The organism is Paraburkholderia translucens (assembly GCF_020881035.1).
Lineage (GTDB): Bacteria > Pseudomonadota > Gammaproteobacteria > Burkholderiales > Burkholderiaceae > Paraburkholderia > Paraburkholderia translucens.
Genome location: NZ_JAJITC010000024.1, coordinates 1 through 19,109 on the forward strand (window position 1 = coordinate 1; position 19,109 = coordinate 19,109).

Annotated in this window: 7 protein-coding genes; all 7 read left to right on the forward strand. The window is 66.2% G+C overall.

All coding sequences use genetic code 11. The features are described 5' to 3' along the window. Positions 1-512 precede the first annotated feature (512 nt). The 7 genes from LJ655_RS28100 (at position 513) to treY (ending at position 19,081) form a co-directional block, all read left to right on the forward strand. Positions 513-3,965, forward strand: a complete 3,453-nt coding sequence (locus LJ655_RS28100) for an alpha-1,4-glucan--maltose-1-phosphate maltosyltransferase (protein ID WP_230564429.1) — start codon at positions 513-515, stop codon at positions 3,963-3,965. Beyond that, positions 3,962-7,432 (forward strand): maltose alpha-D-glucosyltransferase, encoded by a 3,471-nt coding sequence (gene treS, locus LJ655_RS28105; protein ID WP_230564430.1) that lies wholly within the window; start codon positions 3,962-3,964, stop codon positions 7,430-7,432. Before LJ655_RS28100 ends, treS begins: the two co-directional genes overlap by 4 nt. Further along, positions 7,425-9,635 (forward strand): 1,4-alpha-glucan branching protein GlgB, encoded by a 2,211-nt coding sequence (gene glgB / locus LJ655_RS28110; RefSeq protein ID WP_230564431.1) that lies wholly within the window; start codon positions 7,425-7,427, stop codon positions 9,633-9,635. The genes treS and glgB overlap by 8 nt, the downstream gene beginning before the upstream one ends. A 115-nt stretch (positions 9,636-9,750) precedes the next feature. Next, on the forward strand, positions 9,751-11,964 hold the full coding sequence (gene glgX / locus LJ655_RS28115) for a glycogen debranching protein GlgX (protein ID WP_230564432.1): 2,214 nt from the start codon (positions 9,751-9,753) through the stop codon (positions 11,962-11,964). 138 nt (positions 11,965-12,102) lie between these two features. Beyond that, the gene (treZ, locus tag LJ655_RS28120; protein ID WP_230564433.1) at positions 12,103-14,007 is read left to right on the forward strand and encodes a malto-oligosyltrehalose trehalohydrolase; all 1,905 of its coding nucleotides are present in this window, start codon (positions 12,103-12,105) and stop codon (positions 14,005-14,007) included. Next, on the forward strand, positions 14,004-16,217 hold the full coding sequence (gene malQ, locus LJ655_RS28125) for a 4-alpha-glucanotransferase (protein WP_230564434.1): 2,214 nt from the start codon (positions 14,004-14,006) through the stop codon (positions 16,215-16,217). The genes treZ and malQ overlap by 4 nt, the downstream gene beginning before the upstream one ends. Then, on the forward strand, positions 16,214-19,081 hold the full coding sequence (treY, locus tag LJ655_RS28130) for a malto-oligosyltrehalose synthase (protein WP_230564435.1): 2,868 nt from the start codon (positions 16,214-16,216) through the stop codon (positions 19,079-19,081). Before malQ ends, treY begins: the two co-directional genes overlap by 4 nt. Positions 19,082-19,109: the final 28 nt, after the last annotated feature.

Consider the following 19,109-nt stretch of genomic DNA (forward strand, 5'->3'; position numbering starts at 1 on the left):
CACCCGACATTTCAGGTGCGTCAGGAAGACCCGACATGAAGAAGCCCCTGTAAGTCATTGACTAACAGGGGCTATTTTGCAGAATCAAAACACGCTTATCAACAGATTAAGCGATGGGCTTGCCCATACCGGCCCGTTTTACATGCCGGGCCGTCCGCAGCGTGCGTCACAGTGCAAGCTTTCTCGCGCGTATTGCGTGCGCTCGCCCACCTTCGGCGTCCGCCGTCTCGCTGTACCCTCGCCCTTGCTCCGCCGGCGCGCAACCTCGCGGGCCAACACGTTGGCACAGCGTTTGCTGGTTTGCGCGAGGAGCGATCACCCGCCCCGCTCGACCGCCGTCTGCCGTCAAAGCACCCGCGACGGGGCAGCGGGGCGACGATCTTTGCACTACATTGACCAATACGCGCCCCCGCTGACGCATCGCGTGGTATCCGGCACGGGAAGCCCGATGAGCGCTGTGATCGCATGCCAACTGCATCCACACCGCAGCAGGACAACTCTGGAAACGACCGATGGAACCTCCAAACGGGTACGCGCCGCGGATTTACTTTCTTCATTCTCTTCTCGTCGGGCCCCTCGATGCCTGGCCCGCGCAGTTCGCACACGCGGCCGCCCTCGGCTTCGATCATGCGTTGATCGGCGGGCTGTTCGAGCCAGGTCAGGCCGGCCACGCCCAGGTGGTCGGCAATCACGCGCGGCTGCATCCGGTGTTCGATGCACAGCAATCAACCCGCGACGGCGTGCGCATGCTCGCCGAAGCCGCGCGCCGCAACCGCCTCACGCTGCTGGTGGATATCGTGATGGACCGCATGGCCGCCGACGGCGTGCTGTACGCCGAACATTCGGACTGGTTCCATGCGCGCGAGTCCGAGCTCGCGCGGCTCGATCCGCGCCATGTGCATCGCGAAGACAATGTCGTCTACGCGAATTTCGACGACCCCGCGACAAGCGGCGCGCTGACCGTATGGTGGACCCAGCAACTGCTCTCGCTCGCCGAGGCAGGTGTCGGCGGCTTCCGCTTCGATTCGCCGCATCGCGTACCGGCCACCGTATGGCGGCATCTCGGCGACGAAGTGCGCGCGCGGCATCCGCAAGTGCGCTTTCTCGCGGCGACGCCGGGCCTTTCGCGCGGCGATCTGCCCGGTCTCGAAACAGCCGGCTTCGACAGCGCATTTTCGTCGGTCCGCTGGTGGGATTTCCGTTCGAGCTGGATGGCCGAGGAATACGCGACGCTCACGCGCATCGGCGGTCCGATCGCGTTTCCCGAAGCGCCGTATGACACGCGGCTCGCCGCCGAGCTGAGTCAGGTGCATGATGCGGCGATCGTCGAGCGTGCGTATCGACGCGCGCTGTTCACGTCGGTTGCACTGGGCAGCGGCTGGATGATGCCGATGGGCTTCGAATACGGCATGACCGAGCCGATGTCGCAAACGCGCGGCGACGCCGCGCAGTTCGCGCGCGCCGCGCAGTCACGCCGCTTCGATCTGAGCGCCGCCGTCACCCAGGCCAACGACATCGCGCGGAATACGCCGACGCTGCACGCCAACGGTGAATTGCGCCCATTGAGCGGGCCCGGCGCGCCAGCCGCGGTTCTGCTGCGCGCCGACGCGGCCGATCTGCGCGACGCAACCGAAGCAGTCCTGATCGTCGTGAACCCCGAACTCGGCGCGCCGGTGCGCGTCGATCCCGCGCGCTTCCTTGCGGGCGTGCCGGGCAGCTTTACCCGCTTCGCGCCGCTCGACGCGCGGGGCCGGACCGAACCCGTGGCGCTCGCGCCATTCGCGCTCGCGCCCGGCGCAGTGCGGCTGCTGCGCGCGTTCGCCGAAAAGCCGATCTACCTCGCGCCGCCGATCGACAAGACGAACAGCAAGCGCAGCGGCCACAAGACCGTGCTCGAAGCCATCGAAGCGCCGCGCGTCGCGATCGAGAGCGTGTCGCCGTCGGTCGAGAACGGCCGCTTCGCGGCCAAGCGCAGCGTCGGCGAGCGCGCTGAAATCCGTGCGGCGATATTCGCCGAAGGTCACGACAAGATCGCGGCCGCCGTGCTGTGGCGCGCTGCCGACGAAACCGCGTGGCACGAAGTGTTGATGTCACCCGCGCCGCCGGCCGGGCTCGATTTGTGGAGCACGCGCATTCCGCTCGAGAGGATCGGCCGCTATGAGTTCACCGTGATCGCTTGGCGCGACGACTTCGCGTCGCTCGTCGAGCACATCCAGAAGAAGCTGAAGGCTGGGCAAACGGTCGAGATCGAACTCGAGGAAGCCGCGCATCTGTTCGCACTCGTGCTCGCCGAAGTCGAGACGGCCGAGGGCGCCGACAAGGAACCACTCGAACAGATCGTGCGCAACTTCCAGAAAGCCGACGCTGAACAGAAGCTCGCGCTGATTCTCGCGCCCGCCACCGCGCAAGCGATGACGGCCGCACGCCATCGCCCGTTCCTGAGCCGCGATCCGATCATCTATAAGATCGACTCGGAGCGTACGGCCGCCTGTTTCGCGAGCTGGTACGAGATCTTCCCGCGCTCGATGAGCGACGACGAATCGCGCCACGGCACGTTCGCCGACGTCACCGCGAAGTTGCCGCGCATTCGCGACATGGGCTTCGACGTGCTGTACTTCCCGCCGATTCACCCCATCGGTCTCGCGAACCGCAAGGGCCGCAACAACACGTTGACCGCGCAGCCCGGCGACGTCGGCAGTCCGTATGCGATCGGCGCGGCCGAGGGCGGCCACACGGCCGTGCATCCGCAGCTCGGCACGCTCGACGACTTCAAGGCGATGCTCGCTGCCGCGCATGCGCACGGCCTCGAAATCGCGCTCGACTTCGCGATCCAGTGCTCGCCCGATCACCCGTGGCTGAAGGAGCATCCGACGTGGTTCGCGTGGCGCCCCGACGGCACGCTGCGCTATGCGGAGAATCCGCCGAAGAAGTATCAGGACATCGTCAATCCCGACTTCTACGCGCACGACGCGAAGCCCGACCTGTGGCTCGCGTTGCGCGACGTGATCCTGTTCTGGATCGACGCTGGCGTACGCATCTTTCGTGTCGACAATCCGCACACCAAGCCGCTGCCGTTCTGGGAATGGATGATCGCCGACGTGCGCGCGCGCCATCCCGACGTCATCTTCCTCGCGGAAGCCTTCACGCGGCCGCGCATGATGAACCGGCTCGGCAAGATCGGCTTCTCGCAGTCGTACACGTACTTCACGTGGCGCGAGTCGAAGCACGATTTCATCGAGTACCTCACCGAACTCACGCAGACTGGCGCGCGCGATTTCTACCGGCCGAACTTCTTCGTCAATACACCGGACATCAACCCGCGCCATCTGCAATCGCAGGGACGCACGGGCTTCCTGATTCGCGCGGCGCTCGCGGCGACGCTGGCGGGCCTGTGGGGCGCCTATAGCGGCTTCGAACTGTGCGAGGCCGCCGCGCTGCCCAACAGCGAAGAATATCTGGACTCGGAAAAATATCAGCTGCGTGCATGGGACTGGCACCGGCCCGGCAATATCGTCGGCGAGATCACTGCGTTGAACCGCATTCGCCGCGCGAATCCGGCGCTGCATACGCATCTCGGTCTCACGTTTCTCGCCGCGCACAACGACTACATCCTGCTGTTCGAGAAGGCGACCGAAACGCGCGACAATGTGATCGTCGTCGCGATCAATCTCGATCCGTTCAACGAACAGGGCGCGGACATCGAGTTGTCGTGGGACACGTTCCAGCGCTGGCATCTGCACGATCACGCCGCGCTCGAAGTCATCGACCAGATGACCGGCGCGCGTTTCGAATGGCACGGGCGCTGGCAACACGTGCGACTCGGCCTGGGCCAACCGTTCTCGATCTGGGGCATCGCGCCGCTAGGCGGCCTGCCCGCCGAACGCCCGGAGGAGACCGATCACGAACCCGACAGCGCTCTTCACGCAGACGCTGACAACCCAACCTGGATGGAAGGTGGAACATGAAGCGTGACGACCCAGCCCAAACCGTGCACGAGGCCCAAACGGCCGTAGCCGCCGGCACCGCGGCGAAGGTACGCACGCGCCGGCGCCGCAAGCCCGCGGCGCTCAGCGACGATCCGCTGTGGTACAAGGACGCGATCATCTACCAGGTGCACGTCAAGTCGTTCTTCGATGGGAACAACGACGGCGTCGGCGATTTCCCCGGCCTGATAGCGAAGCTCGACTACATCGCCGAGCTCGGCGTCAACGCGATCTGGCTGCTGCCGTTCTACCCGTCGCCACGCCGCGACGACGGCTACGACATCGCCGATTATCGCAACGTGCATCCCGACTACGGCCAGCTCGCCGACGTACGGCGCTTCATCCAGGAAGCGCACGCGCGCGGCATCCGCGTGATTACGGAGCTGGTGATCAACCACACGTCGGATCAGCACCCGTGGTTCCAGCGCGCGCGGCGCGCGAAGCCCGGCTCGAAATATCGCAACTACTACGTGTGGTCCGACACCGATCAGAAGTACCTGGACACACGCATCATCTTCATCGACTCGGAGCCGTCGAACTGGACACACGATCCGGTCGCGGGCGCGTACTACTGGCACCGCTTCTACTCGCACCAGCCGGATCTGAACTTCGACCATCCGGCGGTCATGAAAGAGGTATTGCAGGTGATGCGCTTCTGGCTCGACATGGGCATCGACGGGCTGCGGCTCGATGCGGTGCCGTACCTCGTCGAACGTGAAGGCACCAACAACGAGAACCTGCCGGAGACGCACGCGATCCTGAAGAAGATTCGCGCGACCATCGACGCCGAGTACCCGAACCGGATGCTGCTCGCCGAGGCAAACCAGTGGCCCGAGGACGTGAAGGAGTACTTCGGCAACGAAGACGAATGCCATATGGCGTTTCACTTCCCCCTGATGCCGCGCATCTATATGTCGATCGCGAGCGAGGACCGCTTTCCGATCACCGACATCATGAAGCAGACGCCGGATCTCGCCGAATCGAATCAGTGGGCGATCTTCCTGCGCAATCACGACGAGCTGACGCTCGAAATGGTCACCGATTCCGAGCGCGACTACCTGTGGAACACCTATGCGAGCGATCGCCGCGCGCGTCTGAACCTCGGCATTCGCCGCCGCCTCGCCCCGCTGATGGAGCGCGACCGCCGCCGCATCGAGCTGATCAAATCGCTGCTGCTGTCGATGCCCGGCACGCCGGTCATCTACTACGGCGACGAACTCGGCATGGGCGACAACATCCACCTCGGCGACCGCGACGGTGTGCGCACGCCGATGCAGTGGTCGTCGGATCGCAATGGCGGTTTCTCGCGCGCCGACCCCGAGCAATTGGTGCTGCCGCCGGTGATGGGTTCGCTGTACGGCTTCGACGCGGTCAATGTCGAGGCGCAGAGCCGCGACCCGCATTCGCTGCTGAACTGGACACGCCGCATGCTGGCGACGCGGCGCTCGAAGCAAACCTTCGGACGCGGCACGATCCGTTTTCTGAAGCCGGAAAACCGCAAGATTCTCGCGTATCTGCGCGAAGCACCCGAGGACGCGCCGATCCTGTGTGTCGCGAACCTGTCGCGCGCGCCGCAGGCGGTCGAACTCGACCTGTCCGAATTCAACGGCTTCGTGCCGATCGAGATGACCGCCGACTCGGTGTTCCCCGCGATCGGCCAGCTAACCTATCTGCTGACGTTTCCGCCGTACGGCTTCCTATGGTTCATGCTGTGCAAAAACGGCGAGCGTCCGACGTGGGCGCAGGCGCATTCGGTGCCGCTGCCGGAGTTCGTCACGATCGTGATCCGCGAAGGGCAGACCGGGCCGACACCGGAGAACGTGCGGCTGCTCGAATCCGAGGTGCTGCCGTCGTGGCTGAGCCGGCGCCGCTGGTTCGCGTCGAAGGATCAGAAGATGCATGCGGTGCGGCTCGCCGCGCTGACCACGATTCCGAACGGCGGCTTCGCGTTCACTGAAATCGAGGCGGACGTCGGCGACCACACCGAGCGCTATGTAGTGCCTATCGCGATCACGTGGGGCGGAGAAACCACCACGCCGCTGTTCATGCAACTCGCGTTAGCGCGCGTGCGGCGCGGCCGCAACGTCGGCCATCTGACCGACGCGTTCGCGCTGCCGATCTTCGCGCACAACGTGCTGCGCAAGCTGCGCGAGCGAGCGGTCGTGCCGACCGTGCAGAAGAGCGAGATCAGGTTCCTGCCGACCGAGCGCTTCGCCGAACTCGACAGTCTCGGCGAGCGGCCCGAGATCCGCTGGCTCGCGGCCGAGCAGAGCAACAGTTCGCTGATCATCGCCGATGCCGCGGTGCTGAAGCTCGTGCGGCGGCTCGTCAGCGGCATTCATCCGGAAGCGGAAATCAGCCGTTACCTGACCCAGCTCGGCTATGCGAACACCGCGCCGCTGTATGGCGAAGTGGTGCGCGTCGACCCCGCGGGCGTGCCGCATACGCTCGCGATCCTGCAAGGCTTTATCGACAATCAGGGCGATGCATGGAACTGGTCGCTCGATCATCTGCGCCGCTCGGTCGACGAACTCGCGATCGCGGTCGACACCACCGAAACGCAGACGGTCCCCGACCGCACGAACGAATCGATCCTGCTGGACGGCTATGGCGAGCTCGCGGGCATCATCGGCAAACGGCTCGGCGAATTGCATGTCGCGCTCGCCACGCCGAGCGACGATCCCGCGTTCGCGCCGGAACCGGCCACCCCGGAGCAGGTGAAGGCGTGGATAGCCGCGACGCAGACGATGCTCGCCAGCGCGCTCGATCTGCTCGCGCCGCGCATCGCGGACATGAGCGACCCGGAGACGAAAGGTCTCGCGCAGAGTCTGATCGATCGCCGCGCCGCGCTCGTCGAGGCGGTCGACAAGCTGGTGCCGGACGACGCAGGCGCATTGCGCATCCGCATCCACGGCGACTTCCATCTCGGCCAGGTGCTGGTTGCTCATGGCGACGCCTATCTGATCGACTTCGAAGGCGAGCCTGCGCGTTCGCTCGAAGAGCGTCGCCAGAAATCGAGCCCATTGCGCGACGTGGCCGGTCTGATGCGTTCGCTGTCCTATGCAAGCGCTGCCGCGCAGTCGACCACCGAAAGCGCGCCGCAACAAACCGCCGGTCGCAAGCGTGCGCTGTTCGAGCGCTTCCGCGCGCACGCCACCAGCGTATTCCTGGCCGAATACCGCGCGGCCGCCGCGCAGTCGCCGACGCCGCTCGTCGCTGCGGAATCCGAGCAGGCGCTGCTCGATCTGTTCCTGATCGAGAAGGCCGCTTACGAAATTCGCTACGAAGCGGCCAACCGGCCGACGTGGCTGAGCTTGCCGGTGCGCGGCCTCGCGGCGCTCACGAGCCGTCTGCTAGGCGACACCGGCGCGCCGCCGCACGGCGATCCATCAACCCAGGCGCCTGGCGCCGCCACGCCGCCTAACCCGGCGGAGGGCGACTATGAGTGAGCATGATCCGGCCGCAGGCCTTCAACCCGTCGATATCGACGCGCTCGTCGAAGCACGTCACCCCGATCCGTTTTCGCAGCTCGGGCTGCATCAGACCGGTGCCGGGCCGATCGTGCGCGCGCTGCTGCCGAACGCCGCGCACGTCAGCGTGATTTCGCGCGCCGATGGCGCGACGCTCGGCGAACTCGAACAGTTGCGTCCCGGCCTCTTCGCGGGTCGCATCGCGTCGGCGATGCCGTACCGTTTGCGAATCGACTGGCATGGCGTCGTTCAGGAAGTCGAGGACACCTATTCCTATGGTCCTGTGCTCGGCGACGAACCGCTCGAACGGCTCGCGCGAGGCGATCCGTACGCGGTGCTCGAATGTCTCGGCGCGCGGCCGGTCGACATCGACGGTGTGCCGGGCGTGCGCTTTGCCGTGTGGGCGCCGAATGCGCGGCGCGTGTCGGTGGTCGGCGACTTCAATGCGTGGGACGGCCGCCGTCATCCGATGCGGCTGCGTCATCAGGCAGGCGTTTGGGAGCTGTTCGTGCCGCGCGTCGGCGCGGGCGCGCGCTACAAGTACGAGCTGCTGTCGCGCGACGGCCATCCGCTGCCGCTGAAGGCCGACCCGTGCGCGATGCAGTCGGAAAAGCCGCCGGGCACCGCATCGATCGTCGCGCACGTGGACGAGATCGAGCAGTTTCCGTGGAGCGATCACGAGTGGCTCCAGACGCGCGCCGGCAAGCAGACCGCGCGCACGCCGATCGCGATCTACGAAGTGCACGCGGAGTCGTGGCTGCGCATCGCGGAGGAAGGTCAGCGGGGTCTCGACTGGGAGGAACTCGCCGAGCGGCTGATTCCGTACGCGAAGAGCATGGGCTTCACGCACATCGAATTTCTGCCGATCGCCGAGCATCCGTTCGGCGGCTCCTGGGGCTATCAGCCACTTGGGCAGTTCGCTCCGTCCGCGCGGTTCGGCAAGCCCGAGCAGTTCGCGCGGTTCGTCGATCGCGCGCACGCGGCGGGGCTCGGCGTGATTCTCGACTGGGTGCCCGCGCATTTTCCGAACGACGCGCACGGCCTGATCGATTTCGACGGCACGCCGCTCTATGAGCACGCCGATCCGCGCGAAGGCTATCACCAGGACTGGAACACGATGATCTACAACCTCGGCCGCCACGAGGTCAGCGCGTTCCTGATCGCGTCGGGGCTCGCGTGGCTGAAGCGCTATCACGTCGACGGATTGCGCGTCGACGCGGTCGCTTCGATGCTGTATCGCGACTACTCGCGCGCGGCCGGCGAGTGGGTGCCGAACATCTACGGCGGGCGCGAGAATCTCGAAGCGATCGCCTTCCTGAAGCGCCTGAACCACGAGGTCCGCTATGTGCCGGGCGCACCCGGCGCGATCACGGTCGCCGAGGAATCGACCGCATGGCCGGGCGTCACCGCGCGCGTCGCGGATGGCGGCCTCGGCTTCGACTTCAAGTGGAACATGGGGTGGATGCACGACACGCTGCATTACATGCACGAGGACCCGGTGTATCGCCAATATCACCACCACAACATGACGTTCGGCATGGTGTACGCGTATTCCGAGCGCTTCGTACTGCCGCTTTCGCACGACGAGGTGGTGCACGGCAAGGGCTCGCTGCTCGGCAAGATGCCCGGCGACCGCTGGCAGCGGTTCGCGAATCTGCGCGCGTACTTCGGTTTCATGTGGACACACCCGGGCAAGAAGCTGCTGTTCATGGGCGGCGAATTCGGGCAGATGGCGGAATTCGACCACGACGGCTCGCCGCATTGGCATCTGCTCGATGATCCGAACCACCACGGCGTGCAGTTGCTGGTGCGCGACCTGAACCACCTGTATCGCAACGAGCCTGCGCTGCATCTGCTCGACAGCGAACCGGGCGGCTTCGAATGGTTGATCGGCGACGACAGCCACAACAGCGTGTTCGCCTATCGGCGCACCGACGGCGCGGGCCAGGAGTTCGTCGTGATCAGCAACATGACGCCGGTTCCGCGGCTCGGTTATCGGCTCGGCCTGCCGCGCGGCGGACGCTGGGCGGAAGTGCTGAATACCGATGCAGGGGTGTACGGCGGCTCGAACATGGGTAATGGCGGGCTGATTCACACGGACGAGGTATCAAGCCACGGCAGGCCGCATTCCGCTGCGCTGACCTTGCCCCCGCTGGCAACGATCGTATTGCGCGCGGACTAAGGAAACGTGCCGCAGACCGGGCGCGCGGCGAGAGGCACGCGCCGCGCGCCCGTTGCATGAAGACCCAGGCAGACCGAGGCTCTAGCTCGACAATCAGAACGGGACAACGGAAAACATGTCGCATGCGCTGCCCGACCGGTTGCTGCCCGGCTCGCCATATCCGCTCGGTGCGAGCTGGGATGGGCTGGGCGTCAACTTTGCGGTGTTCTCGGCGAACGCACAGAAAATCGAGCTATGCCTGTTCGATTCCACCGGCCGCAAGGAAATTCGCCGCTTCGCCATGCCCGAATGCACCGACGAGGTCTGGCACGGCTATCTGCCGAACGCGCATCCGGGCACTGCGTACGGCTTTCGCGCGCATGGGCCGTATCAACCGCATTTCGGGCATCGCTTCAATCCTCACAAACTGCTGCTCGATCCGTATGCGCGCAAGCTCGTCGGGCAGTTTCGCTGGTCCGATGCGCTGTTCGGCTATCGCGTGCATTCGAATCGTGCGGACCTTTCCATCGACCGGCGCGATTCCGCGCCCGCGATGCCCAAGTGCGTCGTGATCGACGAGGCGTTCGACTCGTCGCACGACAAGCGCCTCGACGTGCCGTGGGGCGAGACCGTGATCTACGAAACGCACTTGCGCGGCGCGTCGATGCTGCGCGCCGATCTGCGCCAGCATGAACGCGGCACGTTCGCGGCGCTCGGGACGCCCGAGTTCATCGAGCATCTGCTGAAGCTCGGTGTGACCGCGGTCGAGTTGCTGCCCGTGCACGCGTTTCTGAACGACCGCTTCCTGGTGGGGCGCGGTCTGCGCAATTACTGGGGCTACAACACCGCCGCGTTCTTCGCGCCGGAGCCGACCTATCTGAGTACGCACAGGCTCGACGAAATGCGCATTGCCGTGCGGCAGTTGCACGCGGCGGGCATTGAGGTCATTCTCGACGTGGTCTACAACCACACCTGCGAAAGCAACGAGATGGGCCCGACCATTTCGTGGCGCGGCCTCGACAACGCCAGCTACTACCGGCTGATTCCCGGCGACGAGCGTCACTTCATCAACGACACCGGTTGTGGCAACACGGTCAATCTGCCGCATCCGCGCGTGCTGCAGATGGTGATGGATTCACTGCGCTACTGGTCGAGCGCGTTCAACATCGACGGTTTCCGTTTCGATCTCGGCGTGACGCTCGGGCGCGAAAGCCACGGCTTCGACCCGGGTTCGGGTTTCTTCGACGCGTTGCGTCAGGACCCGGTGCTCTCGCAGCGCAAGCTGATCTCAGAGCCGTGGGACATCGGCCCCGGCGGCTATCAGCTCGGCAATCATCCGCCGGGCTTCAGCGAATGGAACGATCGTTTCCGCGACACCGTGCGACGCTTCTGGCGCGGCGACGCGGGCCTGCGACCCGATCTCGCCGCGCGCCTGACCGGCTCGGCCGATGTGTTCAACCGGCGGCATCGCAAGCCGTGGGCATCGATCAACTTCGTCACGTCACACGACGGCTTCACATTGGCCGATGTCACCGCGTACGAGCAGAAGCACAACGAAGCCAACCTGGAAGACAACAACGACGGCCACAACGAGAATTGCAGCCGCAATTGGGGCGTCGAAGGCGCCACTGACGATCCCGCGATCCTCGCAACGCGCCGTCGCGTGTCGCGCTCGCTGATCGCGACGCTGATGATCGCGCTCGGCACACCGATGCTGCTCGCCGGCGACGAAGCCCTGCGCACGCAGCGCGGCAACAACAATGCATATTGTCAGGATAACGACCTATCGTGGCTCGACTGGGATCTCGCGGATTCGCAGGAAGGCCGGCGCATGACCGAGTTCGTCGGGCGCGTGATCGCGTTGCGCAAGCGCCATCCGTTGCTACGCGAAACGCGTTTTCTGTTTGGCGACCGCGAAGTACTGCCTGGCCTGTTCGACGTCGGCTGGTTCGACGAGCACGGCGATCCGCTCACAATCGAAGCGTGGCAGGACCCGGAGGGACGCGCGTTCACTTTGCGTCGCGCGGGTCCGGGCCTGAACGGCGAATCCGAAGTATTGTTACTGATGCTCAACGCCCACGAGCACCCGCTGCAGTTCATGCCCCCCGCGCCGCACCTGGAATGGCATGTGCTGTTGGACACGGCCACCCCGGAACGCGCGCCGCAGCGGCTCGCGACCGCAGAGTTCGAAGTCGCCGCGCACGGCCTCGTGATACTCGCCGCACAGCCGACCGGCGAAGCGGATTGGCAAGCGGGCTGGAAGGCTGGCGCACAGCACGGGCCGCGGCTCCTGACCGCACTGCCGCCCGATCCGGGCGCGCAGCAGTCAAACGGCGATGGTTCGCAATGAGCGATGCGCCGCGGCAAAACCGTTTGAGCGAGGTCAACTCGCCATGCAACCGGGGTGGCAAGAATGTTGCGACGCAATGCCTGCTGCGTCGCGTCGCATTTCGATCCAGGCTGGGTAGCAGATTCGAATGGTGAAGACATGTCTGAACGCCCGATTGATCCACACGCGCATCATCATGCGCATTGCCTGCCGTTCAGCGCGCAGTTGATCGGCGCGAGCGGCACGCGAGCGCAAACGCGGTTCCGTTTTTGGGCACCGTCGTGCAAAAGCGTGCAGGTGGTTATCGAAAATGGACCCTCGCAAGGCGCGCACGTCATGGAGCCGACCAGCAACGGCTGGTTCGAGACCACCGTGGAGAGTGGCGCGGGCACGCTGTATCGGTTCCAGCTCGACAACGGACTGTTGGTGCCCGATCCGGCCTCGCGTTTCCAGCCGCAGGATGTGCACGGTCCGAGCGAGGTCATCGATCCGCGCGCTTACCGCTGGGAAAGAACCGACTGGCACGGCCGGCCCTGGGAAGAAACGGTGCTGTACGAATTGCACGTTGGCGCAATGGGCGGCTATGCGGGCGTGCGCAAGCGCTTGCCCGAACTCGCCGCGCTCGGCGTCACCGCGATCGAGCTGATGCCGTTGAACGACTTTCCCGGTCGTCACAACTGGGGTTACGACGGCGTGCTGCCGTATGCGCCCGACTCCGCATACGGCCGCCCCGAAGAACTGAAAGCGCTGATCGACACTGCGCACGGTCTCGGCCTGATGGTGTTTCTCGACGTCGTCTACAACCACTTCGGTCCGGACGGCAACTATCTGCACGCTTACGCGGAGCCGTTTTTCCGCGCAGAGGTGAACACGCCGTGGGGCCCCGCGATCGACTTCGAGCGCAGCGAAGTCAGCGACTTCTTCACCGACAATGCGGTCTACTGGATCAACGAATATCGTTTCGACGGTCTGCGTTTCGATGCGGTGCACGCGATCGACAATCCAGAGTGGCTGCGCGAGCTGTCGGACCATATCCGCGCGCGCGTGCAGCAAGGCCGCCATGTGCATCTGGTGCTGGAAAACGAGCACAACAGTGCGAGCCTGCTAGAGGCGCATTTCGACGCGCAATGGAACGACGACGCGCACAACACGCTGCACGTGCTGCTGACCGGCGAGACCGAAGGCTATTACCACGCGTATGCAAACGAACCGATTCGCCGGCTCGCGCGCGTGCTGTCCGAAGGCTTCGCATATCAGGGCGAGCCATCACCGCTGCACGATGGCGCACCGCGTGGCGAAGCGAGCGCGCATCGGCCGCCCACGTCGTTCGTGATGTTCTTGCAGAACCACGATCAGATCGGCAACCGCGCTTTCGGCGAGCGTCTGCGCACGCTGACGACGGACGACGCGCTACGCGCCGCGACCGCGTTGCTGTTGCTGTCGCCGCAAATTCCGCTGCTGTTCATGGACGAGGAACACGGCTCGACGCAGCCGTTCCTGTTTTTCACCGATTACACCGGCGACCTCGCCGACGCCGTGCGCGAAGGTCGGCGCCGGGAATTCGCACGCTTCGCCGCGTTCAGCGACGAACAGCGTCGCGCGCAGATTCCCGATCCCAACGACGAAAAGACCTTCGCCGCTTCGTCGCCACCCGGGCCCGACGCCACGCCGACGCCTGATCGGCTCGACTGGTTGCATTTCTACAAGTCTGCGCTCGCGGTGCGCGCGAAGCTGATCACGCCGCGCCTGCAACATACGAAGGCGCGCGGCGCGGCCGTGCTGCGCGATACCGGCGGCGGCGACGCAAATGCGCTCATTGCGCGCTGGAAACTCGGCGATGGCGAGACGCTGTCGATCGCGCTGAATCTGTCGCAGCAGCACGTCGCGTTCGACGACATCCCCGACGGCAAGGTCATTTTCGAAACACCGCCGCGCGCGCGCGAGCAGGCCGACGCGCGGGTGCTGCCGGCGCATGCGTGCATTGTGTGGGTGAGCGGCGATGTCAACGAATTCGCGAGCCGCCACGATGCGCGCGTCGCATCCCAAGAGGAGCAGCGCGCGTGACGACCCGACGCCCCAACGACAGGCTCGCCGCCCTCGCCAGCCGCGCAGGCTTCGAGGTGGAATGGCGGGACGCGCACCACAACACGCAGCACGTGCCCGAGAGCACGCTCGCGACGCTGCTCGAACGCATGGGTCTGCCGTGCGGCAACGCCACGCAGATCCGCCACAGCGCGACTGATCTGGAGGCCGAACTATCGGGCCGCAAGCTGCCGCCGCTCATGACCGCGGTGATTGGGCGCGGCATCGCGCTGCCTGCTGCCGCGGTCAAGTCGGGCAGCCATTACCGGATCGAGCTGGAGAGCGGCGCGATCATCGACGGCCGCTTCACCGCGCCCAAGGGCGAGCAAGCGTTGCTCGCGCCGATCGACGAGGCGGGCTATCACTCACTCGTGATCAACGACCACCGCATGACGCTCGCGGTCGCCCCGCCGCGCTGCTACACCGTCGCCGACGCGTGGCGCACGCTGCACGACGGCGAAGGCGATCGAGAAGCCGCGCCGCCCGTGCCGCCGCTGTGGGGCATCGCCGCGCAGCTTTACGGCTTGCGCCGCACCGGCGACGGCGGGATCGGCGATTACACGGCGCTCGCGCAGCTTGCCCGACACAGCGCGCAGCGTGGCGCGCACGCGCTCGCCGTCAGTCCCACGCACGCGATGTTCAGCGCGCAGCCGGAGCGCTTTAGCCCCTACGCGCCGTCGTCGCGCTTGTGGCTCAACGTCACGCATATCGATCCGGCGGCGGTGTTCGGCGCGGACGCGTCTGCTTGCGCATCGGCGCTAGCCGGTAACGCACGGTCTCAATACGAGGACCTGGCGCTGATCGATTGGCCCAACGCGACGCGGCTGAAGCTCGCGGTGTTGCGCAAGTTGTACGAGCAGTTCAACGCGAACGAGCGCCCGCAACACTCGCCGCGCGCGCTCGAATTTCATGGCTTCTGTGAACGGGCCGGGCGCGCGCTCGAAGATCACGCGCGCTTCGAGTCACTACAGGCCGCTCAACTCGCGCAAGGCGGCGACGGTCATTGGCGCAACTGGCCCGACGCGTTGCGCGACCCTCGCAGCCCCGAAGTCGAGGCGTTCGCGGCCGCGCATCGCAATGAAGTGGACTTTCATCTGTTTCTGCAATGGCTGGCCTCGCGCGGCTTGTTGCACGCGCAGCACACCGCGCGCGAAGCCGGCATGGCAATCGGCCTGATCGCCGATCTCGCGGTCGGTTGCGACAGCGCCGGCAGTCACGCCTGGTCCTACCCCGACGACATGCTGCAGGGCGTGTCGGTCGGCGCGCCGCCCGACCTGTTCAACCAGGCCGGCCAATCGTGGGGACTCACCACGTTCTCGCCGCGCGCAATGCGCACGCAAGGATTCGTCGCGTTCATCGACATGCTGCGCGCGGCGTTCGCGCATGCCGGCGGCATCCGCATCGATCACGTGCTCGGCTTGCGGCGTCTGTGGCTCGTGCCCGAGGGTGAAAGCGCGCGCAACGGCGCGTATCTGCGCTATCCACTCGAAGATCTGCTGCGGCTGATCGCGCTCGAATCGTGGCGGCATCGCGCGATCGTGATCGGCGAGGATCTCGGCACCGTGCCGGCCGGTTTTCGCGAGCGGCTCGACGAGCACGGCATCGAAGGGATTCGCGTGCTGTGGTTCGAAGGCTCGCCCGACGGCCACGGCTTCAAGGCGCCAGCCGATTGGGACCGCTACGCGGTCGGCACGACGACCACGCATGATCTGCCGACCGTCGCGGGCTGGTGGCTTGGCAGCGACATCAGATGGCGCAACCGTATCGGCCAGACGATGGCGCGCGCCGACGGCCGCGATCCCGAGCAAGCGGCGCTCGAAGAGCGCGCGCGGGAGCGCGCTGACTTGTGGCGCGCATTCCAGCAAGCGGGCGTGGCCGCGGCCGGCGTCGCGGCGCCGGCCGACGACGACGCGCCTGTCGACGAAGCGCTCGCGTTCGTCGCCGCGACGCCTGGCTCGCTCGTCATGTTCCCGCTCGAAGATCTGCTTGCGCTCGCCGAGCAGCCGAACCTGCCGGGCTCGATCGACGAACATCCGAACTGGCGCCGCCGCATGACGCTGCCCGTCGACGCGATGTTCGACGACCCCACGTTCACCGACCGCCTGCTGGCCGTCGACCGCGCGCGCCGCGCTGCCGCGAATGTCGCGGCAGCGCCTCCATCCAACGCTTCTTCGGAGCCTGACACGCCATGACCGTCCCACGCTCCACGCTGCGCCTCCAGTTCCATCGCGGCTTCACGTTCGACGACGCCGCGCGCTACGTCGAATACTTCGCCGCGATCGGCATCAGCCATGTGTACGCGTCGCCGATCACGACTGCCGCGCCCGGTTCGATGCACGGCTACGACACCGTCGACTACACCCAGGTCAGCGCGGAATACGGCGGCGAGGAGGGTTTGAAGCGCCTCGTCGAGAAGCTGCGCGCGCACGACATGGGTCTCATCGTCGACGTGGTGGCGAATCACATGGGTGTCGGCAGTTCGAACAACGCGTGGTGGCTCGACATTCTCGAATGGGGCCGCCACAGCGCGTATGCGCGTCACTTCGACGTCGACTGGCATTCGCCCGATCCCGCGCTGCGCGGCAAGGTGCTGCTGCCGGCGCTCGGCGCGCCGTACGGCGACGAACTGGCGGCAGGCCGCATCGGGCTGCATTTCGCGGCCGACAGCGGGCGCTTTTATGTCGGCTACGGTCCGCACGTATTTCCGGTCTGCCCGGTCGATTACGCGGCGATCCTGCAAAGCGCCGACCGCGCCGATCTGAGCACGCTCGCCAATCGCTTTCAGGGACTCACCACGCAGCCCGCCGATCAGCCGCGCGCCGCCGAGGCGCGCGACGCGCTGCGCGAGTTCGTCGCGCGTGAAGGCAATGCGGCGATCGAGTTCGTGCTGGAGACTTACGCGCCCGAAGATCCGGTCACACGCGACCGGCTGCATCGGCTGATCGAGCGGCAGCATTTCCGGCTCGCGTGGTGGCGCACTGCCTCCGACGAAGTGAACTGGCGACGCTTCTTCGACATCTCGGCGCTCGCCGGCGTGCGCGTCGAGCGGCCCGAGGTGTTCGAAGCGGTGCATGCGCTGATCTTTCGCCTCTATCGCGAAGGGCTCGTCGACGGCTTGCGGATCGATCACGTCGACGGGCTCGCCGAACCGCGCGAGTACTGCCAGCGCGTGCGTCAACGGCTCAGCGAGTTGCGCGACACCGCGCCGTACCTGGTGGTCGAAAAGATTCTCGGCCGCGGCGAGCCGTTGCGCGACGACTGGCCCGTCGACGGCACGACCGGCTACGACTTCATGAACGACGTCGGCGCGCTGCTGCACGATCCGGCCGGGGCCGAACCGCTCGCCCGCACGTGGGCCGAACTCACGGGCCGCAGCGAACGTTTCGCCGACGAAGCGCTCGCTGCGCGTCGCAAGATTCTCGCGGAAAACCTCTCCGCGGAACTCGATCGCGCGGCGCGCGCGCTGCATCGGATCGCACGCGATTCGCTGAACACGCGCGACTTCACGTACACGACACTGCGCCGCGTGCTGGTCGAACTGGCCGTGCATTTCCCCGTGTACCGCATGTATCCGCAGAACGGTCTGTGCTGCGCGACCGACAACGTCTATTTCGAGCAGTCGCTCGCCGCCGCGTACGCTTCGTTGCCGCGCTCAGACCATGTGGCGCTCGAGCGCGTGAACGCGTGGCTTGGCGGCAGCGCCGAAGAGACGCCGCCCGGACGTGGCGGCCCGCAATCGCAGCAGCAGGGGCAAAGCGGCGGCCCGCCGCCGCATACGGGTTCCTCGCGGCGCAGCGCGCAAACGCTGTTTTCGCAATTGACCGCGCCGCTCGCCGCAAAGGCGATCGAAGACACCGCGTGCTATCGCTACGGACGTCTGCTGTCGCGCAACGAAGTCGGCTCAGACCCCGGCGAGTTTGCGCTGTCGGTCGAGCAGTTTCACGCGGGGAACTTAGAGCGCGCACAACGTTTTCCGCATGCCATGCTCACCACCGCCACGCACGATCACAAGCGCGGTGAAGACGTGCGCGCGCGGCTCGCGGTGCTCAGCGAGATCGCCGACGAGTGGGCCGCGACGTTGCGTGCATGGTCGACGTTGAATGCGCCGCAGCGCCGCGCGCTCGACGGCACGCCGATCAGCGTCGTGAGCCGGGACAGAAGCGACGCGTGGGCGCCCGGCCCCGCCGCCGAGGCGATGCTGTATCAAACGCTGGTGGGTTGCTGGCCGCCGGAGCTGCGCGCCGACGACGAAGCCGGCGTCAAGGAATTGGCCAAGCGCGTCGCGCAATGGCAGTTGAAGGCGCTGCGCGAAGCCAAGCTGCAAACCAGTTGGCTTGCGCCCGACGAAGCCTATGAAAGCGGCTGCCGCGAGTTCCTGTTCGACATCCTCGCGCCGCAGCGGCGCGACGGCTTCCTGAAGGAGTTATCGGCGTTCGTCGCGCGCATTGGCCGCGCGGGCGCGCTCAACAGTCTGCAGCAGACGGTGCTGCGGCTCGCCTCGCCGGGGATTCCTGATCTTTATCAGGGCACCGAGCTATGGGACTTCAGCCTCGTCGATCCGGACAATCGACGGCCCGTCGATTTCGCCAAACGCGAGGCGTGGCTGACGCAAGCGCAAACGCCGCCGTCGGAATTTCTCGCGGACTGGCGCGACGGACGCGTGAAGCTCGCGGTGATCCAGCGTGTGCTGGCCTTGCGCGCTCATCTGCCTGAGCTGCTGAGTCAGGGTACCTATCTGCCGCTCACGGTGCGCGGCGCGCAGGCGTCGAGTGTGATCGCGTTTGCGCGGCGGCATGGCAATGCGTGGGCGGTGGTGATTGCCAGCCGGCTGGCGGCAGGGCTGCTTCGCGAGCACGCCGATCTGCCCTTCGTCGAGCCGCAGCAATGGGCGGATACTGCCGTGGAGATGCCGTCCGATCTGTCGGCGCGCGCGCTGTTCGACTGGCTGAGCCCCGCTGCGCCGAAAGTCGACCAGCACGGGGTGCTGTTGCTGCGCGACGCGCTCGCCGCGATGCCGGTCGCAGTGCTGGTGGAGGATGGGGTGCCTCGAAGCTGAGGTAGCCAGGAATGCTTGAGGCGCGGGT

Coding starts and splice junctions, on each gene's coding strand:
- treY (WP_230564435.1), top strand. CDS start 16,214: ATGACCGTCCCACGCTCCACGCTGCGCCTCCAGTTCCATCGCGGCTTC.
- LJ655_RS28100 (WP_230564429.1), top strand. CDS start 513: ATGGAACCTCCAAACGGGTACGCGCCGCGGATTTACTTTCTTCATTCT.
- glgB (WP_230564431.1), top strand. CDS start 7,425: ATGAGTGAGCATGATCCGGCCGCAGGCCTTCAACCCGTCGATATCGAC.
- glgX (WP_230564432.1), top strand. CDS start 9,751: ATGTCGCATGCGCTGCCCGACCGGTTGCTGCCCGGCTCGCCATATCCG.
- treZ (WP_230564433.1), top strand. CDS start 12,103: ATGTCTGAACGCCCGATTGATCCACACGCGCATCATCATGCGCATTGC.
- treS (WP_230564430.1), top strand. CDS start 3,962: ATGAAGCGTGACGACCCAGCCCAAACCGTGCACGAGGCCCAAACGGCC.